The organism is Micromonospora sp. NPDC003816 (genome assembly GCF_042874705.1).
Classification (GTDB): Bacteria; Actinomycetota; Actinomycetes; order Mycobacteriales; family Micromonosporaceae; genus Micromonospora.
The window spans coordinates 101,204-119,956 of sequence record NZ_JBIANP010000007.1 but is presented as its reverse complement, the minus strand read 5'-3'; the positions used below and the strand labels follow the sequence as shown (position 1 = coordinate 119,956).

13 protein-coding genes are annotated in these 18,753 nt (G+C 71.4%); 9 read left to right on the top strand and 4 right to left on the bottom strand.

The window, feature by feature from the left end; genetic code table 11:
* Positions 1-9: 9 nt before the first annotated feature.
* The gene (locus ACFYTT_RS22485) at positions 10-810 is read right to left on the bottom strand and encodes a hypothetical protein (RefSeq protein WP_387261844.1); all 801 of its coding nucleotides are present in this window, start codon (positions 808-810) and stop codon (positions 10-12) included.
* Positions 811-923: 113 nt separating this feature from the next.
* The gene (locus ACFYTT_RS22480; RefSeq protein ID WP_387261841.1) at positions 924-1,700 is read right to left on the bottom strand and encodes a hypothetical protein; all 777 of its coding nucleotides are present in this window, start codon (positions 1,698-1,700) and stop codon (positions 924-926) included.
* A 210-nt stretch (positions 1,701-1,910) separates the two neighbouring features.
* Here ACFYTT_RS22480 and ACFYTT_RS22475 point away from each other — a divergent pair, with 210 nt between their 5' ends.
* The 9 genes from ACFYTT_RS22475 (at position 1,911) to ACFYTT_RS22435 (ending at position 15,338) form a co-directional block, all read left to right on the top strand.
* On the top strand, positions 1,911-3,851 hold the full coding sequence (locus ACFYTT_RS22475; RefSeq protein WP_387261838.1) for a DUF1996 domain-containing protein: 1,941 nt from the start codon (positions 1,911-1,913) through the stop codon (positions 3,849-3,851).
* Positions 3,852-4,130: 279 nt separating this feature from the next.
* Complete coding sequence (locus ACFYTT_RS22470; RefSeq protein WP_131053328.1) at positions 4,131-4,832, top strand: tryptophan 2,3-dioxygenase family protein; 702 nt, start codon at positions 4,131-4,133, stop codon at positions 4,830-4,832.
* 45 nt (positions 4,833-4,877) lie between these two features.
* Positions 4,878-6,137 (top strand): tryptophan 2,3-dioxygenase family protein, encoded by a 1,260-nt coding sequence (locus tag ACFYTT_RS22465; RefSeq protein ID WP_131053327.1) that lies wholly within the window; start codon positions 4,878-4,880, stop codon positions 6,135-6,137.
* Positions 6,134-7,312, top strand: coding sequence for an aminotransferase class V-fold PLP-dependent enzyme (locus ACFYTT_RS22460; RefSeq protein WP_176093964.1), 1,179 nt, complete (start codon positions 6,134-6,136; stop codon positions 7,310-7,312). Before ACFYTT_RS22465 ends, ACFYTT_RS22460 begins: the two co-directional genes overlap by 4 nt.
* Positions 7,309-8,340, top strand: coding sequence for a methyltransferase (locus ACFYTT_RS22455; RefSeq protein ID WP_131053325.1), 1,032 nt, complete (start codon positions 7,309-7,311; stop codon positions 8,338-8,340). The genes ACFYTT_RS22460 and ACFYTT_RS22455 overlap by 4 nt, the downstream gene beginning before the upstream one ends.
* Positions 8,341-8,621: 281 nt before the next feature.
* Positions 8,622-9,287, top strand: a complete 666-nt coding sequence (locus ACFYTT_RS22450; RefSeq protein ID WP_387261835.1) for a YceI family protein — start codon at positions 8,622-8,624, stop codon at positions 9,285-9,287.
* Between the two features lie 138 nt (positions 9,288-9,425).
* Complete coding sequence (locus tag ACFYTT_RS22445) at positions 9,426-10,058, top strand: HNH endonuclease family protein (RefSeq protein WP_131053323.1); 633 nt, start codon at positions 9,426-9,428, stop codon at positions 10,056-10,058.
* Positions 10,059-10,175: 117 nt separating this feature from the next.
* Complete coding sequence (locus tag ACFYTT_RS22440; RefSeq protein ID WP_387261832.1) at positions 10,176-11,135, top strand: AEC family transporter; 960 nt, start codon at positions 10,176-10,178, stop codon at positions 11,133-11,135.
* A 267-nt stretch (positions 11,136-11,402) separates the two neighbouring features.
* The gene (locus tag ACFYTT_RS22435) at positions 11,403-15,338 is read left to right on the top strand and encodes a ThuA domain-containing protein (RefSeq protein WP_387261828.1); all 3,936 of its coding nucleotides are present in this window, start codon (positions 11,403-11,405) and stop codon (positions 15,336-15,338) included.
* 55 nt (positions 15,339-15,393) lie between these two features.
* On the opposite strand, the gene ACFYTT_RS22430 is transcribed toward ACFYTT_RS22435, so the two are convergent.
* Both ACFYTT_RS22430 and ACFYTT_RS22425 read right to left on the bottom strand, forming a co-directional pair.
* A complete protein-coding gene (locus ACFYTT_RS22430; protein ID WP_387261825.1) occupies positions 15,394-17,106 on the bottom strand; it encodes a sugar ABC transporter permease in 1,713 nt (570 codons plus the stop codon).
* 172 nt (positions 17,107-17,278) lie between these two features.
* Positions 17,279-18,736: a thrombospondin type 3 repeat-containing protein gene (locus ACFYTT_RS22425; protein ID WP_387261822.1), complete on the bottom strand. Its 1,458-nt coding sequence runs from the start codon at positions 18,734-18,736 to the stop codon at positions 17,279-17,281.
* Positions 18,737-18,753: the final 17 nt, after the last annotated feature.

Below are 18,753 nucleotides of genomic sequence, written 5' to 3'. Positions count from 1 at the left end.
CCGTTGCCGTCAGCTGATGGTGACTTTGTCGATGTCGGGCGCCGACCTGCCGCTCCAGAGTCGCACCGCGACCCGTCCGGCCGGGACCGAGGCGTCGAACTGGACGCTGCGCGGCGAGTCCCAACTCGTGCCGGTGACGGAGAAGGTGTACGGGCTCGCGTCGTTGACGGAGACCTGGAGTTCCCGTGGCCCGTCCACTGTGTAGTGCACCGTGACGGTCCGTCGGCCGGCGGCGGGGACATCGAAATAGACGGTGAGTTCACCCAGGTAGCGCACCCGCGCGCCGCCGTCGCAGGCGGAGCAGGTGGCGACCTTGGCGCCGCCGCCCAGGGTGTTGCCCGGATCCTCGGCCTGCACGATGAGCGGCGGGAACCGCTCGGTCCCGGTGGTCGCGCTCGGGCTCGTGGTCGGGCCGGGGGTACGGCTGTTCGTGCCGGTCCCGGAGGTGCGCGTCGGTTCGGCCGTCGGCGCCGGTTCGCCCGTGCCGCCGCCGCCCGGGCGCGGTGTCCCGCTCGGGCTTTGACCCGGCGCACGCCCCGACTCGGTCGGGGCGACCGGCCCTTCGGGTTGCTGACCGACCACGCTGGGTGGCGCGCTGGACGGGTCGACCTGGGTCTGCGTCGAATCCGAGCGGCCGTCGTCGTCGGTGGCGAGGATCAGCGGCGGAACCAGCACGGCAGCCAGCACCATCGCACCGGCCAGGCTGCCGATTCCCGCCCAGAGGGGTACCCGCAGCGATGTCGATTCTGTCGAGGTGTCGAGGAACCGCTGGTCAGGACTACTGCTGTCCGTCGGCGGGTCAGTCGGCACCGTGGATCCCCCCGGGTCGGGAGTCAGAAATCGGACGAGGGGCCCGCTTCTCCGTACACACGGCAGCGAATGTACACAACACCTATGTGTACTTGCCTCGGCAAGGGTCGCTGTTAGCTGACCGTGACTTTGTCAATATCGGGCGGTGGCGAGCTGTCGTGGTAAAGCGTTACGGCGGTGCGTCCGGCAGGTATCGACGCGGTGAACTGGAGGCTGCGCGGCGTCACCCAGCTACTGCCGGTGACGGTGAAGGTCTGTGGTGGACCGCCGTTGACGACTACCTTCAGGTCACGAGTGCCGTCGGCCGTGTAGCCCACCGTCACGGTGCGCGACCCGGCGACCGCCACGTCCAGATAGACGGTGAGCTGACCGAGGTAACGGACCCGGGCACCACCGTCGCAGGAGTCGCAGTAGGCGACCTCCGCGCCGCCGCTGCGGAGGTTGCCGGGCGCCTCGGCCTGGACGGTGACCGGTCGGAACTGCGCGGCCGGGCTACGGCTCGGCGTGCTGCTCGGCGTGACCGCAGCGGATGTCGGCAGGATCGACGTCCCCGGCGTGGTGGTCGACGGTGCGGGCTCGGCGCGGGTGCGGCTGGGCGACGGCGCGGCCGGGCCGCTGACGGTGACCGACGGGGTGCTCTCCGGTGAGGGGCTCGGGACCGGTTCGTCCTCCGCGCCCAGGGGGAACAGAGTCGGCGGGTCGGACGGCGGGTCCGCCGGTGCCAGCGACGGCGTCTGGTCCAGCGCGCGGGTGCTCCCCTCCGGCGGCTCCGGCTGCCGGAAGGTGGACCAGAGCACGATCACACCGAGACAGGCCAGGGCGGCAGCGCCGATCAACCGCCACAGTCCGGGACCGGTCGGACCGGGTTGATCATCACTTGCCGCAGACATGGCCACGACGGTAGACGCCGGTTCGTGCCCGTTCCTGAGCCGAAAGACCCAGTCGGGCCCAGAGGCGGCCCGGCCCGGCACCGAAGCCAGTCCCGCTGGGCCCTGGGCGACCCTCACCTGGGTCCTAAGCCTCATCTCCCGGGCCGTCGGGCGTGGTTAGCGTACCGCGACATTCGTCGCCGACGAACGGATCGAGACCTCGGAGGTTCCATGCCAACCCGCGACCTGCCCGCGTCCGGGCCGCGCCGCCGGCCGCGCTGGCGGTACTGGATGGTGGCGGTGACGCTCGCCGTCACCGCCGCGCTGACCTCCTGGACCGCGATGGGGCCGCTGCGTCTGACCGCCGGTGAGGAGGCCCCGCTGTCCCAGGGCAAGCCCGCGACGGCCTCGTCCAGCGAGGGCGGACGGTGGTCCGCCGAGCGCGCGGTCGACGGCGACACCAAGTCCCGCTGGTCCAGCACCTTCGCCGATCCGCAGTGGCTGGGGGTCGACCTCGGGGCTCCGGCCCGGATCGACAGCGTGGTCCTGAACTGGGAGTCCGCCTACGCCACCGAGTTCGAGATCCAGGTGTCGCCGGACGGGCTGGCCTGGACCTCGATCTACCGCACCGGCAACGGCACCGGCGGCACCCAACGCCTCGACGTGTCCGGCGAGGGCCGGTACGTGCGGATGTACGGCACCAAGCGGGCCACCGGGTACGGCTACTCACTGTGGGAGTTCCAGGTGTTCGGGGCGTTGACCGGCGCGAGCGCCACCCCCGTCGCCCCGCAGACGTCGGGGGCCGCCTCCGGCACGCCCAGCGCGTCGGGCACCCCCGGATCGAGCAGCCCGAGCCAGTCCCACCCCGCCGGCCACGGCAACGGGGCGACCGGCGCGCCGACCCCCGGCGACTACGTGCTCGCCGAGCGGCCGGTCACCGGTGTGACGCCCTCGACCGCGAACCCGCCGCGCCGCGACCACCGCGAGTTCCAGGCCAACTGCGCGGTCAGCCACCGGCTGGAGGACGACCCGATCGTCTTCTTCAACCGGCCCGGGGCGTCGCACGACCACACCTTCATGGGCAACACCACGACCAACGCGGCGAGCACCATGCAGTCGCTGCCGAGGGGCGCGACCACCTGCCGGGTGCCGGGCGACAAGTCGGGCTACTGGATGCCGACCCTGCTCAACGGCAACACGCCGATCGTGCCGCAGGGGCCGCAGGTCATCTACTACAAGAGCGGCGTACGCGACTACACCAGCGTCCGTCCGTTCCCGCCCGGCCTGCGGTTCCTCGTCGGCAGCCCGATGACCACCGCCGCGCAGTTCGAGTCCTCCCCGGCCTATCAGAAGGGCTGGGAGTGCGGGAACAGCTACGACAACGTGGACTTCCCGGCGAACTGCCCCTCCGGCACCCAGCTCAACGTCCGGATGCAGGCGCCGAGCTGCTGGGACGGGCGGCACCTGGACACCCCCGACCACGTCAGCCACATCGTGTACCCGGTCAACGGCGTCTGCCCGACCAGCCACCCGGTCGCGGTACCGATGATCGAGTTCAAGATGGCCTGGCCGGTCAGCGGCGACATGTCGCAGGTCCGGCTCTCCAGCGGGCGGGGCTACTCGTTCCACTACGACTTCTACAACGTGTGGGACACGCCCACCCTGGCCGCGTTGGTGAAGCACTGCATCAACGCCGGTCGCCAGTGCGACAGCCGGGGCTACGACCAGTTCGAGCCCGGCGCGGGTGCGGCCCTCGACGAGCAGTACCAGGTGCCCGGCAGCCGTACCGTCCTGAGCCGGTCGGGCTGGACCGCCACCGCCTCCGGCGGCGCGGACACCGCGGCGCGGATGCTCGACGGTGACACCGGCACCCGGTGGACCTCCGGCGCGCCGATGACCAACGGGCAGTCGTTCACCGTCGACATGCGGTCGGTGCGGACCGTCAGCGGTGTCTCGCTGCTCTCCACCGGTGCCGACCACGCCCGGGGTTACCAGGTGTTCCTCTCCACTGACGGAAGGAACTGGACCGGTCCGGTGGCCAGCGGCAAGGGCTTCACGAACCAGACCCTGGTCGACTTCGAGGCCCGCGACGCCCGCCACGTGCGGGTGGTGCAGACGGGGTCGGCCAGCAACTGGTGGTCGGTGGCGGAGTTCACCGTCTTCTCCGGCTGACCTCTCTCCCGCACGACGAGGCGGCGTGGCCCGGTCCGGGCCACGCCGCCTCACGCTGTTCGGCGCGTGATCCGATCCGAATGGGTTGACTGGTTATCATCAATATGATAATTGACGGCACATTCAGGTGGCGAGTTCTCCTCCGCGCCGCCTCGCAGTTGACTCTCGGTGATTTTTCGGCGACGGCTAGCGCAAGCGAGATCCGCGTTGGATAATATCCGGGCGTCAGTCGCCCCGCATTGCCAATTCGGGCTGTGCCGCCGGTGGAGGGACAATTCCGTGAAGCGTGACCAGTCACCTGTGCTGCCCGGCGACGGTGCCACGGACTACGCACGTTATATGCGTACGGAGGCGTTGCTCGGGCTTCAGCGGGCCCCGGAGGAGATGATCCACCGCGACGAACTGCTGTTCCAGGTGGTGCACCAGTCCACCGAGCTGTGGCTGAAGCTGGCGGCGGCGGAACTGGTCGAGTCGGTGGCCCGGGTGGACGCCGGGGAGATGGTGGCGGCCGAGACGCTGCTCGGTCGGGCGAGCCTCGGGGTCCGGCTGGTCACCGACCAGTTGGAGATGCTGAGGCACCTCTCACCAGCGGATTTCCAGGCCATGCAGCCCGCACTGGGCAACGGCTCCGGTGCCGAGTCGCCGGGATGGCGGCAGGTCCAGACGCTCAGCCGCCGACTCGGCCGGGCCTTCCACGACCACCTCGACGCCCGGGGCATCGCCCCGGCGGCGCTGCCCGACCTGGACCCGACCGACCCGACGCACCGGCTGGCCGAGGCGATGGTGGAGTGGGACGAGCGGGTGGCGTCCTGGCGGGTGCGGCACTACCAGGTGGCGCTGCGGATCGGTGGTCACCCACCGGCCGGCACCCCGGGCAGCCCGGCGAACATGCTCGCCAAGCTCGTCGGCCACCGATTCTTCCCGGAATTATGGCAGGTGCGTCTGCACACCCCCGACGCGGAATCCGTCGCGCTGCACTGACCTTTCCTCGGCCTTCGGCCGACCCCGATTACGATCCTCTTCGGAATGTCGAGGTGCGGTTTCGTGCGCGAATTGACGAGCTGGTCGGCGGGCGCGGCCGATCCCGACGAATTCCCCTACGACCAGGTGGTCGACGCATTCCACCGGGTCGGCAAACATTTCGTCGACAAGGAACTGCTCGCCCGGTTGGACGAGGCGCGCGCGAGGGTGACCGGGTACGACGAGCGGGCGCGGTTGCTGCGTGACTTCCTCGACGTCGCGCTGGACAAGTGGGACGGCCGCTACGACTACCGTAGCTACCTCGCCCTGCGGCTGCTCCGGTTGCCCGACGGGACCGACGACCCGCCGCCCGACGCCGGGGCCGACGCCCGGCAGGGCCGGGACCGGCTTGTCGTCCGGCTGGTCGCCGACGCGGTCTCCTTCGAACTGGCGGCTGCCGCCAAGGTCACCGGACTGTTGCCGGAGCAGCGTCCGGGGCGGGCGGTGGTGGCCAAACGCTTCCGGCTCGGCGTCCGCGCCGCCCTGCCCGCCCTGGCCCGCCTCGGTCTCACCGGGACGATCGACGACGCCACGCCCGTCACCGCCGCCACGACCCTGTCCGCCGTCGTCGCCGGCCTGGACACCACCGGCGACCCGTCGCTGCGGCTGAGCATGCTGCCGGTGCACGTCACCCACGACGAATACCTGTTCATCCGGGTGCTCCAGGCATACGAGTGTGTCTTCGCCGGGGTCGCCGACGAACTCCGGGGCGTGGTCGACGCCCTGCGGACCGGGCCGCCCGACCGGGCCGTCGACCGGCTCGGCTACGCCCGCGACCTGCTCGGCACCGCCGGCTCGCTCTTCTCGCTGCTGGCCACCATGCAGCCCGCCGCGTTCCAGACGTTCCGGCAGTACACCGAGGGCGCCAGCGCCATCCAGTCCCGGTCGTACAAGCTCGTGGAGTCGCTCTGCCGTACCCCCGCGCCGGACCGGCTGGACTCGGTGGCCTACCGGTCCGTGCCGGAGGTCCGCGCCCGGGTGCGCGACGGCCAGCCGACCGTGGACGAGGCGTACCGTCGCGCGGTCCACGACGGCCGGCTGGACGAATCGTCGCGCCGCCTGATGGCGGCCGGCATGGGCAGGTTCGCCGAGGCCCTGGCGCAGTGGCGGCGGACCCACTACGGGGTGGCGGTGCGGATGCTGGGCCGCCGTCCCGGCACCGGCTACACCGAGGGCACGCCCTACCTGGCGGCGGTACGCGACCTGCCGGTCTTCGACGCCGTCGGCCCGTACCCGTCTCGTCCGACCGGAGGTCGTCCCGCGTGAACCCCGTCGACCTCCCGCCCGGCCCCGACACGCCGGCCTGCCTCGACCCGGCCGTGCACGCGGCGCTGCGCGCCGAGTTCCCGCTGCTGCGCACCTGCGTCTATCTGAACAACAACTCAACCGGGGCGGTGCCGGCCGGTGCCGAGCGGGTGCTGCACGACTACTGGGACACCCTGCGCACCTGGCGTGACGACGCCTGGCAGGACTGGCACGTCGGCCTCGACCGGTACGCCGACTCGGTGGCCGCCCTGCTCGGCGCGCCACCGGGCAGCGTGGTCACCGACGCCAACCTGAGTACGCTGCTGGCCCGGCTGGCCTCCTGCTTCGACTACCGTCCGCCCCGCGACCGGGTGGTCATCACCGACCTGGAGTTTCCGACGGTCCCGTTCGTCTTCCGGGCGTTCGGTCGCTACGGCGCGCGACTCGATGTGGTCGGCACCGGCGGACCGGACCTCGACCAGGACGCCCTGGAGGCCCGCCTGGACGAGCGGACGCTGCTGGTCTGCGTCACGCACGCCGCCTTCACCTCCGGCGCCACCCTGGACCTGCCCCGGCTGGTGGAGGCGGCCCACCGGGTCGGCGCGCTGGTGGTGGTCGACGCCTTCCAGACCGTCGGGGTGGTGCCGCTGGACGTGACCGCGCTCGGTGTCGACGCCGTCCTCGGCGGCGCGAGCAAGTGGCTCTGCGGCGTCGGCACCGCCTTCCTCTACGTCCGGCCCGACCTGGTGCCGCACCTGGAACCGGCGGCGACCGGCTGGCAGGCCGGCGACCGGGCACTCACCTTCCGCCCCTCCACCGGCTGGGCCCCCGACGCGCGCCGGTTCGCCGGCGGCACGCCGTACCCGCTGACCTCGCTGGTCTCCCAGGTCGGGCTGGACCTGCTGGCCGGGGTCGGCGTACCGGCGATCCGTCGGCACTCGCTCGCTCTCACCCAGCGGGTCCTGGACCGCGCCGCGCAGGCGGGCATCGCCGTGGTCAGCCCGACCGCCGCGCACCGGCGCGGCGGCGTGGTGTTCCTGGACGTGCCCGACGGCGAGGCGGTCAAGCGGCGGCTGGCCGCGCAGCAGTTCGTCTGTAGCTGGCGCGGTTACCTACGGGTCGGCCCGCACGCCTACAACACGCTCGACGAGATCGACGCGTTCATGGACGCGTTGGGCAAGGAGTTGGGTCGATGACCGTCACGCTCTCCCCGCGCGCGTTGATGAGCCTGCTCGCCAACGGCCCCAAGGCCATGGACGTGCTGGAGACGGCGCTCGCGCTCGGGCTGCTCGACGAGCTGGAGCCCGGTCCGGTCCGGCTCGACACCCTGGCCGACGACCTGAAGGTACGCCCGCTGCGGCTGTACAAGTTCCTCGACTGCCTGGAGAGTCTCGGTTTCCTCGTCCGGGAGGGCTCGGGCGGCGACATCGGCGCCACCCGCTACCGGGCGGTGCCCGGACTGCGCGCGGCGGTCGAGGCGGTGGTCGGCCCGGACGCGCTCGAACGCGACCGGGACCGCTACCCGTGGCGGCTGCTGCACGGGCGGCTCGCCGACAGCCTGCGGGGCGAGGTGAGCATCGACGACGACGACTTCGCCTGGCCGCCGAAGACCGACGAACAGACCGCCGACTTCGAACGCAGCATGGCCGTCGGGCTGGGGCCGGTCGTCGAGGCGGTCCGGCAGCACGCCGGTCGGCTCTGGCCGGGGCGTCGTCGGCTGCTGGACGTGGGCGGTGGCGACGGCACACTGGCCGCGCACGTCCTGGACACCGCGCCGGAGCTGCGCGCCGACGTGTACAACCTGCCCGCGGTGGCACCGCTGGTGGACCACACCCGGGTCGCCCGGGGCCATCCGGACCGGCTCGGCTTCGTCGGGGGAGACTTCCTCACCGAGGAACTGCCCCCGGGCTACGACGCGATGTCCTTCGTCCGGGTCCTGCACGACTGGCCCGACGAGGTGGCCCGGCACCTCGTGACCCAGGCGTACGCGGCGCTGGAACCGGGCGGCCTGCTGCTGATCTGCGAGGAGTTCCGCACCCCCGACCGGCTGGCCATGCAGTTCTTCTGGAGCTACTTCCTGATCGGTGTCGACACCTGCGTGAGTCGACTGCGTGAGGCCGGCTACTACACCACACTGCTCGTCGACACCGGCTTCACCGAGGTGACCGTGCTGCCCGGCACCTGGGAGTTGGTGACCGCCCGGAAACCGACCTCGCGGGGCTGATCGTCACCCGTCGACGTCGCGGTGGGCGATGCATTCCCTCTCGTACGGTGATCGGCTCGGCACACCAATTGCCGACCGATTCACGGAATCGTCCCCCGCCGTCGGACAGGCCCGCCCAGGGCGGCCGTGATTGTGCTCACGACCGGCACCCCTGAAGCACGGGGAAGTGCCTGCGATCTCCCTATGCTGGCCCGGTGATCGCCCGTTACCGTCCGCCCCGCGCGGCCGGACCGGGCAGGTGGCGGGTGCCTTGCGCGAGGCGGGGGAGGAAGTAGCGAGCAATGACCAGCTCCACGCGGACCTGGGACGGGCTGTCCATTCCCGCCCCCGGCACCTATCGACTCGACCCGGCGCACAAGCGGATCGGGTTCCTCGCCCGACACATGATGGTCAGCCCGGTGCGGGGTGAGTTCCGGGACGCCACCGCGCAGATTGTCGTCGCCGAGGATCCGCTTCTGTCGACGATCGAGGCGACCATTCAAGCGGGCAGTATCGATACGACGAGTACGGATCGGGACACGCACCTGTGCAGTGCCGATTTCCTCGACGTGGAGACGTTTCCCACCCTTGAGTACCGCAGTACCGGAATTGCGCGACTGGAGAAGACCGATCCGATCTTCTACTGGGCGAAGCTCAGGAACCATCGCCTCGGCCGGCGGCCGGCCCCGGAGGAGTCGGCGCATCCGGCGAGCCCGGCGACCGCCCGGTTCGTGCTCGCCGGGGAGTTGACCGTCAAGGGGATCACCCGTCCCGTCGACCTCCAGGTGGAGTTCGGCGGCGCCCGGCGTGACCCGTACGGGCAGGACATCTTCGGGTTCAGCGCGTCGGCGGAGATCAACCGTGAGGACTACGGCCTGGTCTGGAACGTGGTGCTGGAGAGCGGTGGGGTGCTGGTCGGCAAGAGCGTCCGCATCGAGATCGCCGGTGAGGCGATCCGCCAGGCGTAGCGTCACGCCGCGTTCACCGCAGGTTGGCGGCCGATTCGCATCCATTGATCGCGATGTCTGCGACAATCCGTCTGTGCCTGCCATCCCGTCAGGCGGGACCCCCGCCCGCCGTGGCAGGCGACAGTCAGGAGTCGCCCAGTGGCTCACGCCCGTACGGCCGCCCTCGCCTCGGTGGTCGCCGTCGCCCTGTCCCTCGTCGTGGCCCCGGCACCGGCCGGCGCCACCCCGCCCAACATCCCGTCGCACAGCACGGCGGTGAGCCGGCTCGGCGCGCTCACCGTGGCCGCCGAGTCGCACCAGTCCAGCTACAGCCGGGACCTCTTCCCGCACTGGATCACCGTCACCGGCACCTGCAACACCCGCGAGCAGGTCCTCAAGCGCGACGGCAGCAACGTGGTCGTCGACGCCAACTGCTATCCGACCTCCGGGTCCTGGTACAGCCCGTACGACGGGGTGACCCGGACGAACCCGGCCGACATCTCCATCGACCACGTCGTACCGCTGGCCGAGGCATGGCGGTCCGGGGCCTGGTCCTGGACCACCGCGCGGCGCCAGACCTACGCCAACGACCTGGGCGGTCCGGAGCTGTGGGCGGTCACCGGCAGCGTCAACTCGTCCAAGGGTGACCGGGACCCGGCGGCGTGGAAGCCGCCGCGAGCCGCCTTCCACTGCACCTACGCGCGTGCCTGGATCCAGGTGAAGTGGTACTACGGCCTCTCCGTCGACAGCGCCGAGAAGTCGGCGTTGTCAGGCATGCTGAACACCTGCTGACCCGCGTGTAAGGAAGGGCCCCCTACTAACGCCTCGTGTATAGGAGGGGTCCCTTCCTTACACCTGGTGGGTTGCTGGTGTGGGCCGGGTAAGGACCGGCACGGAGAGGGCGGACGGGTGGAGGGCGTACTCACGGGCTTCGCCGTCATCGCCACCGTCATCGCGATCGGCTACCTGGTCGGGCGCATCGGGCTGCTGGGGCCGGAGGGGCCCGCCGTGCTCTCCCGGGTCTCCTTCTTCGTCGCCACACCCGCCCTGCTCTTCGAGACCGTCTCCCGCGCCGACGTGGCCACCGTCTTCTCGTCGGCCCTGCTCGTCACGCTGATCAGCACCACCGTCGTCGCGGCGGTCTTCGTGGCCGTCGCGATGCTGTGGTGGCGGCGATCGGCACCCGAGGCGACGATCGGCGCGCTCGCCGCCTCGTACGTCAACGCGGGCAACATCGGCATCCCGATCGCGGTCTACGTGCTCGGTGACGCCGCACTCGTCGCTCCGGTGCTGATGTTCCAGGTGGTCGTGATGGCACCCCTGGCGTTCGCGGTGCTGGAGTCGTCGGCGGCACGGTATTCGTCGGCGGCGCGGGAGTCGTCGGCGGCACGGGAGCGTCGGTCGGTGGTCCGGGCGGCGGTCCGGCCGTTGTTGAACCCGATCACCGTCGCCTGCGGCCTGGGGGTGCTCGTGAGCGTCGTCGGCTGGTCGCCGCCGGAGCCGGTGATGCGACCGGTGGACCTGGTCGCCGCGATGGCGGTGCCCGCCGCCCTGCTCGCCTACGGCCTGTCCCTGCGCGGTGCCCCGCCGCCCGGTTCCGGGGACACCGCGTGGGACGTCCGACTCGCCGTGGTGCTCAAGACGCTGGTCCACCCGGCGGTCGCCTACCTGGTGGCCCGCTTCGGGCTCGGCCTGTCCGCACCGCTGGTGCTGGCCTGCACGGTCACCGCCGCCCTGCCCACGGCGCAGAACGTCTTCGTCTACGCCGTCCGCTACGGCCGGGGCGTCGTGCTGGCCCGCGACGCCATCCTGCTCTCCACCGTGACCGCCGTCCCGGTGCTGATCGCCGTGGCGCTGCTCGCCGGCTGACCGGTGGCGCCGACGAGTGACCGCGCAGAAAGCGTTATTCGATCTCGGCTTCGCCAGTCGCCTGTGACCTGCGGAGATAACGCTCTCACGGATTGCGGCGGAGCCCTTGACGGGCCGCTGGCCCAGCCATCACGATGAATGCCCTGCCCCGCCTTTCGCGGCACCGGCGACCTGCCGGACGCGTCGCGACGGGGCAGGCTTCCACCTCCATCACCTCACCAGGCGTGATCGGCGCACGCCCTCCCCACACCGTGGAAAGGACGTATCGTGCGCAGATCCCTCAGAGCCTGGCTCGGTGCCGCGCTGAGCGCGGTGCTCGTGCTGGGCGGCCTGGTCGCGGCGGCACCGCCCGCCGTCGCCGCGCCGTTCAGCGTGCTGGTGTTCAGCAAGACCGCCGGGTTCCGGCACGGCTCCATCGGCCCGGGCATCACCGCCGTCCAGCAGCTCGGCGCCGCCAACGGGTTCACCGTCGAGACCACCGAGGACGCGGCCCAGTTCACCGACGCCAACCTGAGCCGGTTCGCCGCGGTGATCTGGCTCTCCACCACCGGCGACGTGCTCAACGCCGCCCAGCAGGCCGCCTTCGAGCGCTACATCACCGCCGGCGGCGGGTACGTGGGCGTGCACGCCGCCGCCGACACCGAGTACGAGTGGCCCTGGTACGGCGGTCTGGTCGGCGCGTACTTCGCCTCGCACCCGGCCGACCAGACCGCCACCGTGAAGGTCGCCGACCGGGTGCACCCGTCCACGGCGAACCTGCCGCAGCGGTGGACCCGGCTGGACGAGTGGTACAACTACCGCACCAACCCCCGGGGCGACGTGCACGTGCTGGCGACGCTGGACGAGAGCACCTACACCGGCGGGAGCATGGGTGCCGACCATCCGATCTCCTGGTGCCACACCTACTCCGGCGGTCGTGCCTGGTACACCGGGATGGGGCACACCGACGCGTCGTACGCCGAGCCGGACTTCCGCCGGCACCTGCTCGGCGGCATCCTCGGCGCGGCCGGTGCGGCGGAGGCCGAGTGCGGTGCCACCGTCGACTCGAACTTCCAGCAGGTGGAGCTGGCCAAGGGCGCGGCCGAGACCGGCGAGCCGATGAGTCTGACCGTGCTGCCGAACCGGGGAGTGCTGCACACCTCCCGCAACGGCGTCATCCGCTACACCGACGCGGCCGGCAACACCAAGGTCGCCGCCACGCTGCCGGTCTACACCGGCGACGAGGAGGGCCTACAGGGCATCACGGTGGACCCGAACTTCACCACCAACCGCTGGGTGTACGTCTTCTACGCACCACCCCTGGACACTCCCGGCGGCGGTGCACCGGCCACCGGCACCGCCGCCGACTTCGCCCGCTGGGCGGGGGTCAACCGGCTGTCCCGGTTCACCGTGAACGCCGACCACACCGTCAACCTGGCCAGCGAGACGCTGGTCCTGGACGTACCCACCGACCGGGGCATGTGCTGCCACGTCGGTGGGGACATGGCCTTCGACGCGGCGGGCAACCTCTATCTGTCCACCGGTGACGACACCAACCCGTTCGACTCGGCCGGGTTCACCCCGATCGACGAGCGACCCGGCCGTAACCCGGCCTTCGACGCCCAGCGCACCTCGGCCAACAGCAACGACCTGCGCGGCAAGGTGCTGCGGATCAGGCCGAGCGCCACCGGCGGCTACACCGTGCCGGCCGGCAACATGTTCGCCCCGGGCACCGTGCGCACCCGCCCGGAGATCTACGCGATGGGCTTCCGCAACCCGTTCCGGATGAGCGTGGACAAGGCCACCGGCGTCGTCTACCTCGGCGACTACGGGCCGGACGCGGGCACCGCCGACCCGAACCGGGGGCCGGCGGGCAACGTCGAGTTCGCCCGGATCGACCGGCCCGGTTTCTACGGCTGGCCGTACTGCACCGCCCGCAACGACGCCTACAACGACTACACCTTCCCGTCCGGACCGTCGGGCCCGAAGTTCGACTGCGCGGGCGGGCCGGTGAACAACTCGCCGAACAACACCGGCATCACCCAGCTTCCACCGGCCGTGCCGGCCTGGCTGCCGTACGGCGGGTCCGGCTCGCCGCCGGAACTCACCGGCGGCGGACTCTCCCCGATGGGTGGCCCGGTCTACCGGTACGACCCGGCGAGCACCTCCGACGTGGCGTTCCCGGAGTACTACGACGGGACCTACTTCGCCGGTGAGTTCGGTCGACGCTGGATCAAGAACATCACGCTCGACTCCGCCGGCCAACCTTTCACGATCAATCCGTTTCCGTGGACCGGCACCCAGGTCATGGACATGGAGTTCGGCCCGGACGGCGCGCTCTACGTGCTCGACTACGGCACCGGCTGGTTCAACGGCGACGCCAACTCGGCGCTGTACCGCATCGAGTACGCCCGCGATGGCCGCGCACCGAGAGCCGTCGTCTCGGCCACCCCGACCAGCGGGGTCGCCCCGCTGACCGTGCAGTTCTCCTCGGCCGGGTCACTCGATCCGGACGGCGACCCGTTCAGCTACGCGTGGGACTTCGACAACAACGGCACCACCGACTCCACCGCCCCGAACCCGAGCCACACCTACACCACCAACGGGGTACGCACCCCGACGCTGACCGTCCGGGACAGCACCGGCAAGACCGGCACCGCCAGCACGGTCGTCACGGTCGGCAACAGTGCCCCGGTGGTCACCGTCAACACCCCGACCAACGGGCAGACCTTCGCCTTCGGTGACGCGGTGCCGTTCTCGGTCACCGTCACCGACGCCCAGGACGGCCCGATCGACTGCGCCCGGGTCACCGTGAACTACGTCCTCGGCCACGACTCGCACGGCCACCAACTCGGCAGCGTGCGCGGCTGCACCGGGGTCATCCAGACCTCGGTCGACGGCGAGCACGACACCGCGGCGAACATCTTCGGCATCATCGACGCCGAGTACACCGACCGTGGCGGAGGCGGGCAGCCGGCGTTGACCACGCACACGCAGGCGGTGCTGCAACCCCGTACCCGGCAGGCCGAGCACTTCGGGGACTCCTCCGGCATCCAGATCACCCGGCCGGGCAGCGCGCACGGCGGTGCGGCGGTCGGCTACATCGACAACAACGACTGGATCTCGTTCCGCCCGTACGACCTGACCGGCATCCGGTCGTTCAGCGCCCGGGTGGGCGCGCCGGCCGGTGCCGGCGGCACGCTCCAGTTGCGGGTCGACTCGCCGACCGGGCCGCTGGTCGGCTCGACCACTGTGACACCCACCGGCGGGTACGGCACCTTCGCCACGGTCACCGGCACGGTCACCGCCCCGACCGGCACCCGCACCCTGTTCCTGGTGTTCTCCGGTGGCGGCGGCATGTTCGACCTGGATGAATTCACGCTCTCCACCAGCACCGTCGGCGGTCCCGGTCCCGGTCCCGGTCCGGACCCCGGCACCAACCTGGCGCGCGGCAAACCGGCGCGGGCGTCCAGTGCCGAAGGGGCCTACGTCGCGGCCAACGCCGTCGACGGCGACGCCGGGACCCGGTGGAGCAGCGCGTTCAGCGATCCGCAGTGGATCGACGTGGACCTGGGCGCCACGTACGCGGTCGACCGGGTGAAGCTGACCTGGGAGGCGGCGTACGGCAGCGGCTACCAGATCCAGATCTCACCGGACGGCGTCACCTTCACCACCGTCCGCACGGTCACCGGCGGCGACGGCGGGGTGGACGACCTGACCGGCCTGACCGGCACCGGCCGGTACGTCCGGATCACCGGCACCGCGCGCGGCACCGGCTGGGGCTACTCACTGTTCGAGTTCGAGGTGTACGGCAGCAGCAGCGGCGGCCCGTCCGGCGGCAACCTGCTGCGGAACAAGCCGACGACGACCTCCAGCGACGAGGGGGCCGGCATGACCGGCGCCCAGGCGGTCGACGGTGACCTGACCACCCGATGGTCCTCGGCGTTCTCGGATCCGCAGTGGATCCGGGTCGACCTGGGCGCCCCGACCGCGATCGGCCGGGTCAAGCTGACCTGGGAGGCGGCCTACAGCAGCGCGTACACCATCCAGACCTCGACCGACGGCACCACCTGGACCACCGTGCGCACGGTGACCGGTGCCGACGGCGGAGTGGACGAGCACTCCGGACTCGGCGCCAACGGCCGGTACCTGCGGATCCACGCCACCGCCCGGGGCACCGGCTGGGGCCACTCGCTCTACGAGGTGGAGGCGTACACGAGCTGACCCGTCGACGTGGCCGGCACGGACGTTCGTGCCGGCCACGTCCGACCGGAGCCGGTCAGGAGCGCTCCGGCGCCCGACCGACCCGGATCGCCAGCCGGTCGAGGTAGCGCACCTGGAGCACGACCAACGCGACCAGGAACAGCAGCAGCATCGGCAGCGGGAGCAGCGCGCCGAGGGCCAGTTCGTCGGCGGGGATCCGGCCGGTGGTGCCCTGCGCCAGCGCCTCGACCGGTGCGGTCCGGGTGCTCGGGGTCTGTGCCACGATCCACGGCCACAGCAGTTGCCCGGAGCTGACCAGCCAGGTCACCAGACCGGCCAGCAGCATCATCGGTACGGCCGGGGCGAACATGGTGCGGCCGAACCCGCCACCCGCCCGCCACCGGGGCTCCAACCCACGGAACAGCAGCGTGAACAGGAACAGCGCGGGGATGCTGACCCAGCCGGGCGGGATCACCCCCAGGAAGGTGTTGACCTGGTCGAAGTCACGGGTACGCAGGTAGGACTCGACGGCGAGCGGCCCGGTGCCGACGAAGAGCCACGGCGCGAACGGCAGCAGGAGCAGCTCACTGAACCGGCCCAGTGGGCGCAGCCCGCCGATGGCGAAGCCGCCGGCCACCGCGACGGTGATCGTGACCAGCGTCGCGACCAGGGTCGGCAGCCAGGTCCAGATGAGCATGTCGGACAGACCGGCGCCCGGCACCGGTCCGAGGTCGTTGGTGAACCGGAAGCTGCGACTCAGCCAGGGCCACGCCACCCAGAGCATCAGGCCGACGGCGACCACGCCCGCCACGGCCAGCCCGATCCGGGCCGGGCCGCTGCCCCCGGTCGTCGGGGCGCTGCTTCCGCTCGTCGGGACGCCCGGCGGCGTGGTGACGGCGCTGGACGCGGGCCAGGCCGGTGCGGTGGTCGAGGCCGGCGCGGCCGTGGCGGGATCGCCGGCCGGGGCGTCGGCGAGTTCGATCCGGGCGCGGGTGACCAGCAGCAGCGCCGTCGCGGCCAGGCCCAACACGGCCAGGAGGGCGAGCAGCAGCACCGCGTCGGCGGAACCACGGCCGACGTCCATCCGGGCCAGGGACTGCACCACGATGGTCGTCAGCGGGAATTGGGCGCGGTTGCTGGCGGCCAGCAGCGGTGCCACGAAGCTCTGCAACGTGGCCGCGACGATCCCGAGCACCAGCAGACCGGCCACGGTCGCCATCGCGGGCAGCGCGTCGGCCGGGCGGCGACGGCCGCGAAGCGTGGCGAGGAAGGCGGTGGTGGCGACGGCGACGACCAGCCCGGCGCTGCCGACGGCGGTCAGTTCCACGAGCGTCGCGTACGGGCGGTCCACGGCCTGTCCGGGCTCGATGCGGTCGAGACGCCAGCCGAGCAGCAGCGCCACCGGGGCGTACCCGGCGACCGGCACGGCCAGCAGGGCACGGGCCGCGAGCCGGGGTCCTCGCCCGGCGCGGTCGGCGAGCAGGGCCAGCAGCGGTGCGACCAGCAGAGCCAGCACGAGCGGCACGATCGCCAGCAGCAGCGCCATCCGGTACTCGCCGATCACACCCTGCTCGAAGCGCTGCCGGTAGTGCTCGGCGCCGACGTCGGTCGCCGGACCGAGCAGGTTGTCCCGGGTGGTGGACCGCTGGATCGCCAACCCGGTGGGCAGCAGATAGGACCAGAGCAGGGCGAGGAAGGCGGGCAGCAGCAGCACGAGCCCGATGCCGACGCGGGCACCGGTGCCCGGTCGGGTGGACGGTTTCGTCACGGAGAGTACCGGGCTGGTCATGGTGCTCCTCGCCTCGTCGGATCCCTGGCCGGGCCCGACGATAGGCGTAACGATCAAGCCGGGCCACCGGAGCGAAGATCTTTCGTCCGCACGGCCGACCAGCGGTACCGATGCGGCGGGGGGAGCATGAGCAGGCCGGGCGCCGTCGGGTCGATGACGCCCGGCCAGGTGCTCAGCAGAGGCCGTTGCAGCCGTCCGGATTCCGCGGCGGCGCACCGATCCAGGGCTGGGAGAGGCCGGGTACGTGCTCCGGCTGCGCCCCGCTGATCCGGGGCTCCGAGAAGACCGTGTTGTACGCGTTGGCGGTGTCGTCGACGTAGATGATCCCGCTCAGCTTGTTCTCCGGGATGGTGCCGTTGGCATACGGCGGCGTCCAGTTCCGGACCGGCGTGATGTTCGCGCCGAGGAAGCGGGTGATGCCGTCGGCACCGGTCAGCACGGAGACCACGTCGCCGGAGTAGTCGGGGTTGACGTACCCGTGGTCGCCCTCCTGGTCACCGTGGCCGCTGCCGTCGTCACCCCCGTCGTCGCCGTGCTCGCCACCGCCGGAGTCGTCGTCGTCCGAGTCTTTGTGGGTGTTGATGCCGTCGCCGCAGTTGCCGCTGGTGTCGCAGGTGGTGATGGTCTGGTTGCCGGAGGTGTGGGTCGAGTTGTTGAAGGTGACGCTCTCCACATGGACGGTGCCGGTCTTCTTCCCGTTCTGGTCGTAGAGGTGCACGGTCGTCTCGGAGTGGGTGTCCGACTGGCCGTTCTTGGTGTGGCTCTTGGTGGTGGTCTCACTGACCAGGCGACCGTGCGAGTCGAAGACCATGACGGTCTGCTCGGTGTAGAGGTCGCCGGGCTCGCCGCGCTCCTCGTACTGGGTGAAGGTGGTGTTGCCCGTGGACCCGTCGGCGTTGACGTGTTCCCGCACCGATCCGCCCGGCACCAGTTCGACGTCGTCGCGCGACCCGTCGGCGTAGAACAGCCGGTAGTCGAAGTCGCCGAACCACAGCTTCTCGGTCTTCACGACCCCGCCGTACGCGGCCGGGCTTTGCCCCGTCTCGCTCCGCTCGTACTCGACGAACATCGATTCGAACGGCGTGATCAGCGGGCTGCCCGGCTCGCCGACGGCCTGCGAGCGGGTGCCCCGGCCGATCGCGACGCCGTCGCGCTGCACCGAGAGCTTGAGCGCGTCGAACTGCTTCAGGTCGACGCCCAGCCGGGTGTAGGCGTCCTGCCGCACCGGAAGCGCGAAGACCCCCAGGGTCGGCAGGTTGGTGGTGGTCTCCCGGAGCGCGAGCAGGTCCTCCGGGAACGCGATGAAGCTGCCCCGCCCGTACCCGAAGGACGGCAGTTTGTTCACCGAGGCCAGTTCTGCGGCGACCTCCAGGCTGGGCCGGCTCGCCGGGTCCCACGGGTCGGTGCCCGCCGCCACCTCGTCGGCGTCGCTGAAGCCGTCCTTGTCGCTGTCCACCACCCGCCAGGACAGGTAGCAGCCGGTCGGGTCGCAGACCCGGGCGTACGACAGGCGCGTGCGCTCGGACGGCTCGACGGCGGAGGCGGTGGTGCTGCCGGCGGTCAACGCCAGCGGTATGGCGAGCAGCGGGGCGACGACCATCGCCACTCGCCTGCGGTTACGAAGGATCATGAGCGGTACCGTCGCAC